Source organism: Flavobacterium sp. CSZ (genome assembly GCF_015350725.1).
In the GTDB taxonomy this organism is placed as follows: domain Bacteria; phylum Bacteroidota; class Bacteroidia; order Flavobacteriales; family Flavobacteriaceae; genus Flavobacterium.
Genome location: NZ_JADKPQ010000002.1, coordinates 268,887 through 284,490 on the forward strand (window position 1 = coordinate 268,887; position 15,604 = coordinate 284,490).

At 34.0% G+C, this 15,604-nt stretch carries 16 protein-coding genes; all 16 read right to left on the reverse strand.

Annotated features, from left to right (window positions below; genetic code table 11):
- Positions 1–378 precede the first annotated feature (378 nt).
- Positions 379–1,152, reverse strand: coding sequence for a Bax inhibitor-1/YccA family protein (locus IRZ78_RS03330; protein ID WP_065451610.1), 774 nt, complete (start codon positions 1,150–1,152; stop codon positions 379–381).
- A gap of 164 nt (positions 1,153–1,316) precedes the next feature.
- On the reverse strand, positions 1,317–2,708 hold the full coding sequence (locus tag IRZ78_RS03335) for an NADH-quinone oxidoreductase subunit N (protein ID WP_194615170.1): 1,392 nt from the start codon (positions 2,706–2,708) through the stop codon (positions 1,317–1,319).
- A 64-nt stretch (positions 2,709–2,772) separates the two neighbouring features.
- Positions 2,773–4,212: an NADH-quinone oxidoreductase subunit M gene (locus IRZ78_RS03340; RefSeq protein WP_194615171.1), complete on the reverse strand. Its 1,440-nt coding sequence runs from the start codon at positions 4,210–4,212 to the stop codon at positions 2,773–2,775.
- 10 nt (positions 4,213–4,222) lie between these two features.
- Positions 4,223–6,106: an NADH-quinone oxidoreductase subunit L gene (gene nuoL / locus IRZ78_RS03345; RefSeq protein ID WP_194615172.1), complete on the reverse strand. Its 1,884-nt coding sequence runs from the start codon at positions 6,104–6,106 to the stop codon at positions 4,223–4,225.
- 6 nt (positions 6,107–6,112) lie between these two features.
- On the reverse strand, positions 6,113–6,433 hold the full coding sequence (gene nuoK, locus IRZ78_RS03350) for an NADH-quinone oxidoreductase subunit NuoK (protein ID WP_017494599.1): 321 nt from the start codon (positions 6,431–6,433) through the stop codon (positions 6,113–6,115).
- Positions 6,433–6,972 (reverse strand): NADH-quinone oxidoreductase subunit J, encoded by a 540-nt coding sequence (locus tag IRZ78_RS03355; RefSeq protein ID WP_173969071.1) that lies wholly within the window; start codon positions 6,970–6,972, stop codon positions 6,433–6,435. The genes nuoK and IRZ78_RS03355 overlap by 1 nt, the downstream gene beginning before the upstream one ends.
- Positions 6,973–7,518 carry an NADH-quinone oxidoreductase subunit I gene (locus tag IRZ78_RS03360; protein ID WP_194615173.1) on the reverse strand — a complete coding sequence of 182 codons (546 nt, stop codon included), beginning with the start codon at positions 7,516–7,518 and terminating at the stop codon, positions 6,973–6,975.
- Positions 7,519–7,674: 156 nt separating this feature from the next.
- Positions 7,675–8,727 (reverse strand): NADH-quinone oxidoreductase subunit NuoH, encoded by a 1,053-nt coding sequence (nuoH, locus tag IRZ78_RS03365; RefSeq protein ID WP_194615174.1) that lies wholly within the window; start codon positions 8,725–8,727, stop codon positions 7,675–7,677.
- 3 nt (positions 8,728–8,730) lie between these two features.
- Positions 8,731–9,762 (reverse strand): 2Fe-2S iron-sulfur cluster-binding protein, encoded by a 1,032-nt coding sequence (locus IRZ78_RS03370; RefSeq protein ID WP_194615175.1) that lies wholly within the window; start codon positions 9,760–9,762, stop codon positions 8,731–8,733.
- Positions 9,763–9,846: 84 nt separating this feature from the next.
- The gene (nuoF, locus tag IRZ78_RS03375; protein WP_194615176.1) at positions 9,847–11,214 is read right to left on the reverse strand and encodes an NADH-quinone oxidoreductase subunit NuoF; all 1,368 of its coding nucleotides are present in this window, start codon (positions 11,212–11,214) and stop codon (positions 9,847–9,849) included.
- Position 11,215: 1 nt separating this feature from the next.
- Complete coding sequence (locus IRZ78_RS03380) at positions 11,216–11,746, reverse strand: NAD(P)H-dependent oxidoreductase subunit E (RefSeq protein ID WP_173969066.1); 531 nt, start codon at positions 11,744–11,746, stop codon at positions 11,216–11,218.
- Between the two features lie 256 nt (positions 11,747–12,002).
- Entirely contained in the window at positions 12,003–13,241 is a 1,239-nt protein-coding gene (locus IRZ78_RS03385; RefSeq protein WP_194615177.1) for an NADH-quinone oxidoreductase subunit D, read from the reverse strand.
- Positions 13,242–13,265: 24 nt separating this feature from the next.
- Positions 13,266–13,787 (reverse strand): NADH-quinone oxidoreductase subunit C, encoded by a 522-nt coding sequence (locus tag IRZ78_RS03390; RefSeq protein WP_194615178.1) that lies wholly within the window; start codon positions 13,785–13,787, stop codon positions 13,266–13,268.
- A gap of 1 nt (position 13,788) precedes the next feature.
- Complete coding sequence (locus IRZ78_RS03395) at positions 13,789–14,337, reverse strand: NADH-quinone oxidoreductase subunit B (protein WP_065451598.1); 549 nt, start codon at positions 14,335–14,337, stop codon at positions 13,789–13,791.
- 176 nt (positions 14,338–14,513) lie between these two features.
- Entirely contained in the window at positions 14,514–14,879 is a 366-nt protein-coding gene (locus IRZ78_RS03400; protein WP_194615179.1) for an NADH-quinone oxidoreductase subunit A, read from the reverse strand.
- A gap of 243 nt (positions 14,880–15,122) precedes the next feature.
- Entirely contained in the window at positions 15,123–15,317 is a 195-nt protein-coding gene (locus IRZ78_RS03405; protein ID WP_007137066.1) for a cold shock domain-containing protein, read from the reverse strand.
- Between the last annotated feature and the right edge of the window lie 287 nt (positions 15,318–15,604).

Genomic DNA, 15,604 nt, shown 5'->3' on the forward strand with positions numbered 1-15,604 from the left:
TAATTTTATTTGGATAGGATACAGATTAAATAAGTAAAAAGCTACAATTTAAAATAAAGCTTTCATGTTTTTGACTTAAAATTGGCTTTTAAATCAAAAAATGATGAAGATATTTGATACAAAAAAATGATGCAATTATTTATTTTGAAAAGTCTAAAAAGCAGATTTTTTAATTTTTGTAATAGATGAATTACAGGCTATTGATCCAATTGAAAAATTGAAGTAAAAAGTAAAATTATTACATAATTGAAACCAACAGTTACTTGCCAAAAGGAATAGAAAACGATCTATAAAATTTAGGAGGATGGAAATATTAGATCATAAAAAAAAGCCTTTTTGAGAAATCAAAAAGGCTTTGTATTTATAGTATAGAAAGAATTAATCTTTACTTGATAATTTCGATAATAATCTTAAGAATTCGATGTATAACCAAACTAAAGTGATCATTAATCCCATAGCGCCATACCATTCCATGAATTTTGGCATTCTTTCCTGAACACCTTTTTCAATTTGATCAAAGTCTAAGAATAAGTTCAAAGCAGCGATAATAATAACAAAAACGCTAATTCCAATACTCATCATTCCGTTTCCGTAATGAACAGGAGTGAAGTTGAAAATCAATGAAGCTATCCATGAAATCAAATAATAAGTCGCAATTGCTAAAGTAGCAGCAATAACTACTGACTTAAATTGCTCCGTAACTTTTACAATTTTAAATTTATATAAACCTAAGCAAACTAAAAAGGTGACTAATGTAGCGCTAACCGCATTAATTACAATTCCCGGATATTTAGCTTCAAAAATCGCAGAAATTCCTCCAATAAATAGACCTTCAAATAGGGCATAACCCGGAGCCAAATATGGAGAAAGGTGAGGTTTGAATACTGAAACTAAAACCAAAATAAAACCTATTATTGCTCCGCCAATTGCAGGTAATAATGCATTCATTCCGTTAAATGCCATCCACCATGTTACCATTGCAGATCCGCATAATATTAAAAATAAAATAGCTGTTTTATTGATAGTACCTGACAAAGTCATTTCCTGATTGTAATCAATAATTTGAGCTTGGTGTACTTCTTCAGCTTTTGAAACAGCATTTGATGAAAAACGCTTGTTGCTTAAAAATGGGTTTTTTGAGTTGAAGTTCATATTTCTAATACATTTAAATGAACCCAAATATATGGAGTTTTTTTGAAGCTCGTATTGTTTAAGTTAAATTTTTAACATGAATTTCTCTTCTGAAATAGAATGTCCCTGAAATAAAAAATCCATTCGTGAAAACGAATGGATTTCTTTATATTTTGATTGAATTTTTAGTTCAATAAATCTAAAACTAATGATGGAAACAAACCTAAAACAATATTTAAAGTAATCGAAATTACAGCAACTGCATAAATAAGGAAAGGTTTTCCGGTACGTTCCTGGTTTGGCTCTTTAGAATACATAGCTAATATTAATTTGAAATAATACCCAACACTAATAATAGAGTTGATAACAGCAACGATTACTAAAGCAATATATCCAGCCTCGATAGTTTGATTGAATAAAAATAATTTAGCAAAAAATCCAGAGAAAATAGGAATACCGGCCATAGACAACAATGAACCTGTAAGTATTGCCGCTAACAATGGATTTGTTTTTCCTAAACCATGAAAATTCGTAATATCTTCATTGTCCTGATTTTTGCAAACATATAAGATTACGCTAAAAGCAGCAATTCCGGCCAATGCATAAGCAGCAGTATAATATAATAAAACACCTGCTGATGTTGCAACCGTTAATAAAGTCATCAACATAAAACCTGCATGAGAAATTCCTGAGAATGCCAGCATACGTTTTACATTTACCTGACGTAATGCCATTATATTACCAACAGTCATAGAAGCAATTGAAATGATCACTACGATAGTTTCAAATGTTCCTAAAAGATCCTGATTGTCTAAAGACGGAACAAAATTCAATGCCGAAACCAATTTATAAAGAGTTGCAATCGCCACAACTTTAGCCAAAGTACTCATTAAAGCAGTAGTTAAAGCAGGAGATCCTTCGTAAACATCCGGAGCCCAGAAATGAAAAGGAACTGCAGCAACTTTAAACAACATACCAATAATCATTAAGATCATACCAATTGGAAACCAGATTGGCAATTCGGCAGATAAAGAGCTTTCATGAATTTCTGCAACATCAAAACTTCCCATTGCTCCGTAAATCAAACAGATTCCGAATAAGATAATTCCTGATGCAAAAGATCCCATCAAAAAGTATTTCATACCTGCTTCGTTACTTTTTAGATTTAATCTTTCACTTGCTGCCAATACATAAAGCGCAATGGATAAAATTTCGATTCCTAAGAAAAACATCGCTAAGTTTCCAAAAGAAACCATAGCAACTCCTCCAGCCAATAAAAAGATTTTGATAGCAACAAAATCAGAGATTTTTGTTGGATGATTTTCGTAAAAATTATGACTTAATGCTACTAAGAAAATAGTTAGAATAATAAACAATGATGAAAACGTGGTAGAGAACTTACTCACCGTAATCATATTATTATAGTAACTTGCTGTTGATCCAAATTCGTAATAGTTAAGGGCCAAAACGCCCAACAAACCAATAATGGTAATAGGAACGATGGCCTTTCTTAAATTAAGAATTTCAAACAATAGGCAGAAAATACCCAATCCTGTTATAGCTATTAATGTATTCATTTTTGTTTTTTTGATTTAGGAAATCTCAAACTAATGATGCCCTAATTTATTTTTATTTAAAATATTAATTTTTATTGATAACGTTTAGAATCGTTTCTAAACTAGGTGTAATCAAGTCTGTAATTGGTTTTGGATAAAATCCGAATAATATTAAAACCGCAATAATTACTACAAATGAAATTCCTTCATTAACAGAAACATCTGCAAAAGTTTTAGTATTGGTTTCACCTAACATTACATTTTGAAACATTTTAAGCATATAATAAGCTCCTAAAATAATAGTGGTTCCGCCTAAAACAGCAAACCAAATATTAATTTGAGAAAGACTATACAAAACAGTAAACTCTCCAACGAAATTAAAAGTACCTGGTAAAGCTACTGAAGCCAATACCAAAATTAAAAACATAGAAGTAAATTTTGGAGATTGAGTACGAATACCACCCAATTCATTAATTTCTCTGGTTTCGAATCTTCTAAAGATAACTTCGGCGGCAAAGAACAATCCTACTACAACAAAACCGTGAGCAATCATTTGTAGAACAGCTCCGCGTAAACCATCAATAGTTAAAGTGTACGTTCCTGCAGCAATTAATCCAACGTGTGCTAATGAAGAATAAGCCAATAATTTCTTTAAATCTCTTTGTCTTAAAGCTACGATTGATCCGTAAATAACACCAGCAATTCCTAAAGCGATGAAAATATTCATGTACTCTTTTGCAGCCAATGGTGCAATTGGCAATTGCCAACGAATAACACTGTATAATCCCATTTTTAGCATGATACCAGATAAAAGCATTGTTCCAACAGTTGGCGCTTTTTGGTACACATTTGCCTGCCATGTATGGAAAGGAATAATCGGGATTTTAATAGCATAAGCCAGGAAGAAAGCTAAGAATATCCAAAGTTGTTCACTAGCCGATAGATTTAATTTGTATAAATCTTCGATTAAGAAGCTTCCTGCTTTTTGATATAAATAGATAAAAGCAATTAACATGAACAATGAACCTGCAAGTGTGTAAATAAAGAATTTAACCACTGCTTTTCTGCGTTCTTCGGCATCACCGTTACCCCAAATAAGCGCAATAAAGTAAATAGGAATAAGTGCTAATTCCCAAAAGATATAATATAAAAGACCATCTGCTGCAAGGAAAGTTCCTGTCATAGCAAAAGCCATAAATAAGATTAAAGCGTAAAAACCTTTTGCATTTTTATATTCATTCCCAAAAGAAGAGAATATAATGATTGGTGTCAAAGCAACAGTCAATAATAACATTGCAATTCCTAATCCATCCGCATTTAGAGCAAATGAAATATTAGGTTTTGTAATCCAGGAGTTTATTAAACTGATATTTTCGCCTGCATAAAAATGATTTAGCAATACAATTGAACAACCTAAAGCCGCCAAACTAAAGAACAAAGCTACTTTAGATGCTAGTTTGTCGCCAGCAAAATAAGTGACAAATGCACCAATTAGAAGAATAATTAATATAAGAGAAACGTTCATAGTTGTAAAATTATTTAGCTAAAAATATATAGGAAACAATGGCGCAAAGACCCAAAACAAAGGCAAAAAGATATAATCCGATACTTCCGTTTTGTAATTTTTTACCCTGAAAAGCAAGTTCATTCGTTACTTTTCCTAATCCAAAAACAAGAGCAGATAAACCAGTCTCTATATAGTCTCTGAAAAATCTTGATAATCCGTTAATAGAGCGCACAAATATAGCGTCGTAAGCTTCGTCTACATAATATTTGTTGTATAAAACTTTGGTGAAACCTGTAATGTTTTCATCTGCTTCTGGAACATTATCTTGTTTGAAGTATTTCATGTAAGCAATCAAAATACCTAATAATCCGCCTAAAACAGCCACACCCATTAAGGTATATTCTGTTGTGCCTAAATGATGTTCTTCTCCTGCCACTTTCGTGAAAAGCGGAGCCAAATATTCATTCAGCCAGCTATTTCCAGGCAAGCTGATAAGACCGCCAAAAGTAGCCAGAATTGCTAAAATGATTAAAGGGAAAGTAATCAATCCGTCACTTTCGTGTAAATGATGTTTTTGCTCTTCGGTTCCTCTAAAATCTTTAAAGAAAGTAAGGAACATCAATCTGAACATATAAAATGCTGTCATGATAGAAGCAATAGATCCAATAGCATAAAGCGCTTTACTATGTTCGAAAGCAGTCAATAAAATTTCATCTTTAGAGAAGAAACCTGAGAAAAATGGAACCCCTGAAATAGCTAATGATGAAATCAACATTGTCCAGAAAGTGATAGGCATTGCTTTACGCAAACCACCCATTTTACGCATATCCTGTTCTCCGTGTAAACCGTGAATAACAGATCCTGATCCTAAGAACAAACAAGCTTTAAAGAAAGCGTGCGTTATGACGTGAAAAACAGCTACTTCATAAGCACCAAATCCTAAGGCTAAAAACATTAAACCTAACTGAGAAACGGTAGAGTAAGCCAATACTTTTTTGATATCGGTCTGAACTAAACCAATTGTTGCAGCGACTAATGAAGTAATAGCTCCAATAACAGCAATAACGGTTTGAACATCCGGTGCTAAATCAAAAATAAAGTTTAATCTGGTGATCATAAAGATACCAGCTGTAACCATTGTTGCAGCGTGAATCAATGCAGAAACCGGAGTTGGTCCAGCCATCGCATCAGGTAACCAGGTATATAATGGAATTTGTGCCGATTTACCACAAGCTCCAATAAATAAACACAAAGCAGCTAATGAAAGCAAAGTAGTATCTAAGTTTGTTGCTCCGGCAATTGCAGTTTTTAAAGTTGCATAATCTAAAGTCGAGAACATCGAACCAAGAATGAACATTCCGATTAAAAGACCTAAATCTCCAATTCTGTTCATGATGAAAGCTTTTTTCGCAGCATCATTGTAATCCTGGTTTTTATGCCAAAATCCAATTAATAAGTACGAGCAAAGTCCAACACCTTCCCAACCAATAAATAGAACTAATAAGTTACTTCCAATTACAAGTGTAATCATGAAGAATACAAACAGATTCAAATATGCAAAAAACTTGTGCATATTCTCATCGTCGTGCATATAGCTGATAGAGTATAAGTGAATCAATGATCCAATACCGGTTACAAAAAGCAACCAAAGTAATGATAATTGATCTAATAAAAATCCAAGATTAATTTTTATGTTGCTAATTTCAATCCAGTCAAATAAAGTAACCTGAAGGGCTTGTTTGGTTTGGCTGATTTGATTGAAAAAGAAAAGTGTCACAGCAAAAGAAACTACTACAGTAGCAGTCCCAATGATTCCTGAAACTGTTTTCCCTAAGCTCTTGCCAAAGAAAACATTGATTAAAAATCCTAAAAAAGGAGATAAAACTAAAAGTAAAGCTAAATTGGTATCCATTTCTATTTATCCTTTTAAATTTTTTAAATTATCGATACTAATCGAACCTAAATTTCTAAAGATCGAAACTAAAATAGCCAATCCAACTGCAACTTCTGCCGCAGCAACTGCCATCGAGAAGAATACAAAGACTTGTCCTTGTGCATCTTGATGATAAGTTGAAAAAGCAACAAATAAAAGGTTAACAGCATTTAACATGATTTCGATAGACATGAAAACGATAATAGCATTTCGTCTGTACAATACACCAAAAATACCAATACAGAAAAGTACAACACTTAAAAAAATGTAGTTTTCAATACCTATTTGATTTAATATATTACCCATTATTTATTTAATTTTTCTTTTTTAGACAATAGTACAGTTCCAATCATTGCTACTAAAAGCAAGATCGAAGCAAATTCAAACGGAACCATATATTCGTTCAATAATATTTTACCCAATACTTTAATCGATTGGAAATCTTCTCCATTAGATGGGTCGTACTCAACAATTGGCTTAGAGTTGATGAAAATTGCAATTAATACAATGCAAATCAAGCAAAAAGAAACAATCGCGCCTAAACGTGTAATTCTAGGTCTGTGTACTTCCCGTTGTTCGTTCAGGTTCATCAACATGATCGTAAACAGGAATAAAATCATGATTGCTCCAGAGTAGACTATAATATGTACAATAGCCAAAAACTGAGCATTTAATAATAAATAGTGACCTGCAATCGAGAAGAAACAAATTACTAAGTAGATAGCACTGTGAATTGGGTTTCTGCTAAAAATGGTCAAAAATGCGGTAATCACCGTAATAAACGCTAAGAAACAAAATATAATTTGTACAGTTGTTGCGTGTGCAAAATCAGGAATATGTATCATTTAGTTAGCATTATTAAGTTGAGCATTTTTGATCGCCACATCAAGAGGCATTACTAATCTGTCTTTTCCAAAAATGAAATCTTCTCTTTCATAGCTAGAAGGAACCAATACTTTCGAAGTAGTCAAATAAATAGCATCTTTTGGACAGGCTTCTTCACATAAACCACAAAAAATACAACGTAACATATTGATCTCGTAGATCGAAGCATATTTTTCTTCTCTGTACAAATGTTTTTCATCAGCTTTACGTTCAGCCGCTTTCATTGTGATCGCTTCTGCGGGGCATGATAAGGCACATAATCCGCAAGCGGTACAGTTTTCACGACCTTGCTCATCACGTTTCAACTGGTGCTGACCGCGATAAACCGGACTCATTTCACGCACTTGTTCAGGATAGTGAATCGTCACTTTTTTTCTGAATAAGTGTTTAAGTGTGATAAACAATCCTTTGACAATCGCCACAAGATACATTCGCTCTAAAAAAGTCATCTCTTTATTAGAGACCATCTTTTTTCTACCGGATAATGATATAGTTTCTATTGACATTTTTTAATGTATGATTTACGATTTACTATTTGTATGAAACAAATCAAATCTATTTTATTATTATTTGAAGCTAATCCCGCTATCCGCTATATCTTTAATTTTTTAAAGAAAAAAATTAAAGGATGCCGCTTCTATCGGGTCTAGGTACTATGGTTCTTAGAATCCTAAAGCGGCTGCAATATCGTGTCTTAATATTACAACACCTGTAATCATGATATTAATGATCGAAAGTGGAATTAAAATTCTCCAGCCCAGATTCATTAATTGGTCATATCTAAATCTCGGAATTGTCCAGCGTACCCACATATAGAAAAATATGAAGAAACATAATTTTGCAAACAATGCTGCAATTCCAAGTAAATTAGCTGTATTGACACCTACATTTTCTACCATCCATTGCATTCCAGGGTAATTGTATCCGCCAAAGAACAAAACAGAAATAATTGTAGCAGAGATAAACATACTGGCATATTCAGCAAATAAATAGAATCCCATTTTCATCGATGAATATTCTGTATGGTAACCTCCAATTAATTCGTTTTCACATTCTGCTAAGTCAAAAGGAGTTCTGTTAGTTTCTGCAAACGAACAGATTAGGAAAATTAAGAATGATAAAGGCTGATAAAATACATTCCAGTTCATTCCGGCTTGTTGCTCAGAAATCGTTTTTAAGCTTAAAGTTCCGGTCATCATCAACAATGCAATTATTGATAATCCCATAGCAACTTCATACGAAACCATTTGAGATGCTGCACGAATAGCTCCCATTAATGAGAATTTATTGTTCGAAGCCCATCCCCCAATCATGATACCGTAAACTCCTACTGAAAGTACCCCAAAAATGTATAATATACCAATATTAATATCAGTTGCCTGTAAAACTACATCGCGGCCAAAAACATGCAATTTGTCTCCCCAGGGAATAACAGCACTTGTCATTAAGGCAGTACTCATGGCAATTGCAGGTCCTACAACAAATAAAAATTTGTTTGGTGTATTTGGGAAAAACTCTTCTTTCGAGAATAATTTCATACCATCTGCAAGAGGTTGTAATAAACCACCCCATCCTGCACGGTTAGGCCCCACACGATCTTGTAGAAAAGCTGCAACTTTACGTTCAGCCCAGGTAGAATACATTGCCATAATCATAGTTATCGCGAAAACGACAATAATAACAACACTTTTTTCTATAATAAATGCACTTTCCATTTCTTAAGATTTTTTATCATTAGTTGTTAATGGAATTGCGGCCATACTAATTTTTTTACGATCGGCATCTCTACCTAAAAGAATATTCTTTTCAGTATCAATTTCAACTTTCTCTAATTTTTGAGTGTAATTATTTTGGTTGATAACAGAATCTTTTTCAAATTCTCTTGGACCTTCAATAACCCAGTCATTCACGTTTTTATGATCAAAACGACAGCTGTTGCAGATGAATTCTTCTACTTCATGATACTCGTCTTTACGACCAGTTACACGTTGAATTTCTCCTCCAAACATCCATACAGTTGTTTTACCACAACATCCCGGAGTTGTGCATTCTCTATGAGCGTTGAAAGGTTTGTTGAACCAAACCCTTGATTTAAAACGGAAAGTTTTATCTGTTAAAGCTCCAACCGGGCAAACGTCGATCATGTTTCCAGAAAACTCGTTGTCGATTGCTTTGGAAATTCCGGTAGAAATATTAGCGTGATCACCACGATCTAATACTCCGTGAACTCTGTTATCTGTCAATTGATCTGCCACTTGTACACATCTTTGACATAAGATACAACGGTTCATATGTAGTTGAATATGTGGGCCAATATCTTCTGGCTCAAATGTTCTTTTTTCTTCAATAAAACGTGATTTCGGATTTCCGTGCTCAAAACTTAAGTTTTGAAGATCACATTCACCAGCCTGATCACAAATTGGGCAATCTAACGGGTGATTGATCAATAGAAATTCAGTTACAGATTTACGTGCCTCAGTTACACGAGCCGACGATTTACTGTTTACTTCCATTCCGTCCATACATCCTGTTACACAAGATGCCATTAATTTTGGCATTGGTCTTGGGTCAGCCTCACTTCCTTTAGAAACTTCAACTAAACAACAACGACATTTTCCGCCGCTGCCTTTTAATTTTGAGTAATAGCACATGGCTGGCGGAACCAAATCTCCACCAATCATACGTGCAGCCTGCAGGATCGTTGTTCCTGGCTCTACGTCTATACTTTGACCGTCTATGGTTACTTTCATCTTTGTTTTGTTTTTTTAGTTTCAGGTTTAAAGTTTCAGGTTGTTGTACTTGAAACTAAAAAAGATTGAAACTTGAAACTATTTTTAAACTGTTTGTTTGCCTACTAAATGTTTTACTTGCGAAAAAGGTTCGGCTACAAAGTGATCTCTGTTTTTTATTTTTTCAGGGAAACGAACGTGATATTCAAATTCATCTCTAAAGTGACGAATCGCCGCTGCTACTGGCCATGCTGCTGCATCTCCAAGCGGACAAATCGTATTACCCTCGATTTTACTTTGAATACTCCACAATAATTCGATATCCTCTTCACGGCCTTGGCCGTTTTCGATTCTCCATAATATTTTTTCTAACCATCCAGTTCCTTCACGACAAGGAGTACATTGTCCGCAGGATTCGTGGTGATAGAAACGAGAAAAATTCCAGGTGTTTCTTACGATACAAGAAGTGTCATTGTAAACAATAAATCCTCCTGAACCTAACATAGATCCGGTAGCAAAACCACCATCACTCAAAGATTCGTAAGACATTAATCTGTCTTCTCCGTTTGCTGTTTTAAAAATTAGTTCAGCCGGTAAAATTGGCACTGAAGATCCTCCTGGTACAAATGCTTTCAAAGGACGGCTTGAAGACATTCCTCCTAAATACTCGTCAGAATTCATGAATTCATCAACGGATAATCCTAATTCAATTTCATAAACTCCTGGGTTTTTGATATGTCCTGAAGCAGAGATTAATTTAGTTCCTGTTGAACGACCGATACCAATTTTAGCATAATCATCACCAGAATTATTGATGATCCACGGCACAGTAGCGATAGTTTCAACATTGTTTACTACCGTTGGGTTTGCCCAAAGACCTGAAACGGCAGGGAAAGGTGGTTTGATACGAGGATTTCCTCTTTTACCTTCAAGAGACTCGATAAGTGCAGTTTCTTCTCCGCAAATATAAGCTCCAGCTCCACAGTGAACATATAGTTCTAAATCGTAACCAGTACCTAATATATTTTTTCCTAACCAACCGGCAGCTTTAGCTTCGGCGATGGCTCTTTCTAATATTTTGAAAACCCACATATATTCTCCACGAATGTAGATGTATGAGAGGTTAGCGCCTAAGGCAAAACTTGAGGTAATCATTCCTTCGATCAATAAGTGAGGAATAAATTCCATCAAATAACGATCTTTGAAAGTTCCCGGTTCAGACTCGTCGGCGTTGCAAACTAAGTGTCTTGGTTTTCCAGATTTTTTATCAATAAAACTCCATTTCATTCCGGCAGGGAAACCTGCACCTCCACGACCACGAAGACCTGATTTTTTTACTTCTTCAGTAACTTCATCCGGTGTAAGTGTTTTTAGGGCTTTTTCTACAGATGCATAACCACCATTTTGGCGATATACTTCGTAGGTTTTAATTCCTGGAATATTGATTTTATCTAATAATATTTTTTGTGACATCTTATTTATCGTGTAATATTATTTTATCATCTTTACAATCAGCGATTAACTGATCTATCTTGTCTTCTGTCAATTTTTCTTTGTAGAAATCGCCTAATTGTAACATTGGAGCATATCCGCAGGCACCTAAACATTCTACACCGGCAATGGTAAACATTCCGTCCGGAGTTGTTTCTCCCATTTTAATGCCTAATTTCTCAGAAGTATAATCCATTAAATTTTCGGCACCATTTAAACAACAACAAGAAGTCTGGCAAAACTCGAACATGTATTTTCCAATTGGTTTTTGGTTGAACATGGTATAAAATGTAACTACTTCGTATACCTCAATTGGTTTTATCTGAAGAATTTCGGCAACTTTATCTTGCAATTCAATGCTAAGCCAGTTGTTATGCGCATCTTGCACTTCATGCAAAACAGGCAACAACGCTGATTTTTGTTTGCCTTCAGGATAATGACTGATCAATTCATTGATACGGGTAATCAATGCTTCGGTCATATTTATTTCTTGTTTGTAATGTTTACGTTCCATTTTTTATTTTGGATTTTAGATTTTAGATCTGAGATTTTTTCAATCTGTGATCTATAACCTTCATTCTGCAATCTTCTAATTTTAGATTTATGATTTTAGATTTTTCAATCTTTTCTTTATAAATCCATATTCTGCAATCTTGTTTTAGTTTTAGATTTTTCAATCTGAATTCTTCAATTCTATATAAGTGTAGATTTTCAATCTAAATTTTAAAATGTGGAATAGTGCAATCTAAAATCAGAAATCTACAATTTTTTTACGCGTCTAATTCTCCTGCAATTACATTTAAACTTGATAAGATAACAATCGCATCAGAAAGTAAAGATCCTTTGATCATTTCAGGATAGGCCTGATAATAGATAAAACAAGGTCTTCTAAAATGTAATCTATATGGAGTTCTGCTTCCGTCAGTAACTAAATAAAATCCTAATTCTCCGTTTCCACCTTCAACTGCATGATACACTTCAGCAACTGGTACAGGAACTTCTCCCATGACAATTTTAAAGTGATAAATTAAAGATTCCATCGAAGTGTAAACATCTTCTTTTGGAGGAAGGTAGTAATCAGGAACTTCTGCATGGTATTCGTTTCCGGCTGGCATTTTATCCAAAGCCTGACGAATAATGCTTAAACTTTCACGAACTTCAGCATTACGAACACAGAAACGATCGTAAGTATCTCCTGATTTTCCAACAGGAACAATAAAATCGAAATCTTCGTAAGAAGAATATGGGTGTGCTACACGTACATCGTAATCAACTCCGGCAGCACGTAAGTTAGGACCTGTAAATCCGTAAGCCATTGCTTGCTCTGCTGAGATTGCACCTACGTCTACGGTTCTGTCAAGGAAAATTCTGTTTCTTTCGAATAAGTTTTCAAATTCTTGCCATGCGACAGGGAATTCTTTTAAAAACACATCTAATTTGCGGAAAGCTTCTGGTGACCAATCTCTTTCGAAACCACCAATTCTTCCCATATTTGTTGTTAAACGAGCACCACAAATTTCTTCGTAAATCTCGTAAACTTTTTCTCTAAATTGAAAAACGTATAAGAAACCAGTATAAGCGCCAGTATCAACACCTAAGATTGAGTTACAAATTAAGTGATCTGTAATACGAGCCAATTCCATTACGATAACTCTTAAATACTGAGCGCGTTTAGGAACTTCAATATTGAGCAATTTCTCCAGAGTCATCCACCATCCCATATTATTGATAGGAGAGGAACAATAGTTCATACGGTCCGTAAGAGGTGTGATTTGATAAAAAGGACGATTTTCGGCGATTTTCTCAAAAGCTCTGTGAATGTAACCAATAGTTGGTTCAGCTTCAAGAATTCTCTCACCGTCCATCAACAGGATATTTTGAAAAATACCGTGAGTGGCTGGGTGTGTTGGGCCTAAATTCAGTACCGAAAGCTCGCTTCCGTCTTCGTTTAGTTTATCCTTTACTATTTTAGCATAACGATGCTCTGGTGGTAATAATAGTTCTGACATTTTATAATGTTGAATTATTTATTTTTAGCAATTTGTTGTTGTTCTTCCAAAGAATCTGTCATCTTTATCAGTTCTTCCGCTGTCTTCCATTGGGAATTCTTTTCGCATTGGGAAAGACACCATTTCATCCATATTCAAAATACGTTTCAATTGCGGATGTCCAATAAAATTGATTCCGAAAAAGTCGTATGTTTCTCTTTCCATCCAGTTTGAACTTAAGAAAATATTTGAAATGGTTTTAATTTCTGGTTTTTCACCGTTTAAGAATACTTTTATTCTAATTCTTTTGTTTTCGTACCAGTTGTGTAAATGATATACTATGGCAAACTGACGATCTGTTTCATTGTCCGGATAGTGAACTCCGCATAAATCAGTTAAAAAGTGAAAACGAAGGTCGGAATCGTTTTTTAAGAAAAGAATCAAAGCTGTGATTTTATCAGCGCTGGTTTCTAAAGTAAAAACATCTCTTTCGTCGTGAAAGTTAAAAACACTTGCATCAAATGTTTCTGTAAGTTTATCCTGGATCAGTGTATTTTCTAAAGCCATCTTATGAAATATTATATGAAGCTAATAATTCTTGGTATTCCGGAGAGCTTCTGCGTCTAACAGATTCGCTTTTTACCAGTTCCTGAAGTCTCATTACTCCATCAACAATTTGTTCTGGTCTTGGCGGGCATCCCGGTACATAAACGTCAACCGGAATTACTTTGTCAATTCCTTGTAAGACAGAATACGTATCAAAGATTCCTCCTGATGAAGCACAAGCTCCAACAGCAATTACCCAGCGTGGTTCAGACATTTGTTCGTAAACCTGTCTTAAAATAGGAGCCATTTTTTTAGAAATAGTTCCCATAACAAGCAACATATCAGCCTGACGAGGAGAAAAACTCACACGCTCAGAACCAAATCGTGCTAAATCGTAGTGTGAAGCCATTGTAGCCATGAATTCGATACCACAGCATGAAGTTGCGAAAGGCAATGGCCATAATGAATTGGCTCTTGCTAAACCTACAACATCATTAAGTTTTGTAGCGAAGAAACCTTCTCCTACAACCCCTTCTGGTGGTGCAACCATATTTACATTTGAATTGCTCATTTTATTTTAGATTTCTGATTTTAGATTTTAGATTTAGGAAATCGTAAAAGTTAAAATCAATTTTTTAAATCAGTGTATTAATTCGAGGAAATCAAATTTCAAATTGTAATTCTAAATCTATTTCGGATAAGGACCGGTTCTAATCTAAAATCACTAATCTAAAATCTAAAATCATTTTATTCCCAGTCTAATGCTTTTTTCTTGATGATGTAGAAAAAGCCCACTAAAAGAAGTGACATGAATACGATCATCTTTAGCATTCCTTCTACTCCTAGTTCTTTAAAGTTTACTGCCCAAGGATAAAGGAAAATTACCTCTACGTCAAACAATACAAACAAAATGGCCACAAGGAAGTATTTTACTGAAAAAGGGATACGGGCATTTCCAACAGATTCGATACCGCACTCAAAGTTTTTATCTTTGGTTTCAGAGCTTCTTTTTGGTCCTAATTTTCCGGAAATAATAATTGTTCCTACCACAAAACCAACAGCCAAAATGAACTGCATTAAAATAGGAATGTAATTGTATTGATCAGATTGCATAATCTTAGGTTTTTTACTTAAAGAATAAGCCACAAAGATAACTTTCAACTCTGTAAATCACAAGCTAAAAAAGGATTTAAGTGTGTTAGAAAAGGGTGAATATTTGTAATTTTTATTCATTATAAATAATAGTAACCTATTTTAAGGTTTTTTTAAGATTTGAGCAAAAAAAAAACGCTTCGAAATAAATCGAAACGTTTTTAAACCATTCAGAGGCAAAAAAAATAAATTGCTATATTTTTCTTAGATTACTGCTACTTTAGCAGCAACTTTCCCTTTTCTTCCTTCTTCTTCTTCGTAGCTTACACGGTCACCTTCGCGTAATTCTTCCGCGTTAATTCCTGAAGCGTGAACGAAGATATCTTTTCCTGTTTCTTCGTCTGTAATGAATCCATAACCTTTAGATTCATTGAAAAATTTTACTGTACCTGTACGCATTGTAATTGTAATAATAATTTATAATGAAGCAAATGTAATATATAAATTCATACAAAAGACAATAAGGTGTTAATTTTTTGTAAAAATTATTGATTCACAGTGTTTTCGCTATTTATATTGCATCAATTTTGATATGGAAGTATTTTATTTAAGAATCATTAATTGTAAGAATAAAAGTTAAAAAAGTAGCTTATAGTTTACAAATTTTTCTTATATTATGCACAAGCCGATCCTTAAAACTGTGTAAATGTGGCAGAATACTTGTAATTACTCATATTCTCTCTTTA

Bases quoted from the DNA above. Each gene is read 5' to 3' on its own strand.
- IRZ78_RS03330 (WP_065451610.1), bottom strand. From the start codon at position 1,152: ATGAACTTCAACTCAAAAAACCCATTTTTAAGCAACAAGCGTTTTTCA.
- IRZ78_RS03335 (WP_194615170.1), bottom strand. From the start codon at position 2,708: ATGAATACATTAATAGCTATAACAGGATTGGGTATTTTCTGCCTATTG.
- IRZ78_RS03340 (WP_194615171.1), bottom strand. From the start codon at position 4,212: ATGAACGTTTCTCTTATATTAATTATTCTTCTAATTGGTGCATTTGTC.
- nuoL (WP_194615172.1), bottom strand. From the start codon at position 6,106: ATGGATACCAATTTAGCTTTACTTTTAGTTTTATCTCCTTTTTTAGGA.
- nuoK (WP_017494599.1), bottom strand. From the start codon at position 6,433: ATGGGTAATATATTAAATCAAATAGGTATTGAAAACTACATTTTTTTA.
- IRZ78_RS03355 (WP_173969071.1), bottom strand. From the start codon at position 6,972: ATGATACATATTCCTGATTTTGCACACGCAACAACTGTACAAATTATA.
- IRZ78_RS03360 (WP_194615173.1), bottom strand. From the start codon at position 7,518: ATGTCAATAGAAACTATATCATTATCCGGTAGAAAAAAGATGGTCTCT.
- nuoH (WP_194615174.1), bottom strand. From the start codon at position 8,727: ATGGAAAGTGCATTTATTATAGAAAAAAGTGTTGTTATTATTGTCGTT.
- IRZ78_RS03370 (WP_194615175.1), bottom strand. From the start codon at position 9,762: ATGAAAGTAACCATAGACGGTCAAAGTATAGACGTAGAGCCAGGAACA.
- nuoF (WP_194615176.1), bottom strand. From the start codon at position 11,214: ATGTCACAAAAAATATTATTAGATAAAATCAATATTCCAGGAATTAAA.
- IRZ78_RS03380 (WP_173969066.1), bottom strand. From the start codon at position 11,746: ATGGAACGTAAACATTACAAACAAGAAATAAATATGACCGAAGCATTG.
- IRZ78_RS03385 (WP_194615177.1), bottom strand. From the start codon at position 13,241: ATGTCAGAACTATTATTACCACCAGAGCATCGTTATGCTAAAATAGTA.
- IRZ78_RS03390 (WP_194615178.1), bottom strand. From the start codon at position 13,787: ATGGCTTTAGAAAATACACTGATCCAGGATAAACTTACAGAAACATTT.
- IRZ78_RS03395 (WP_065451598.1), bottom strand. From the start codon at position 14,337: ATGAGCAATTCAAATGTAAATATGGTTGCACCACCAGAAGGGGTTGTA.
- IRZ78_RS03400 (WP_194615179.1), bottom strand. From the start codon at position 14,879: ATGCAATCTGATCAATACAATTACATTCCTATTTTAATGCAGTTCATT.
- IRZ78_RS03405 (WP_007137066.1), bottom strand. From the start codon at position 15,317: ATGCGTACAGGTACAGTAAAATTTTTCAATGAATCTAAAGGTTATGGA.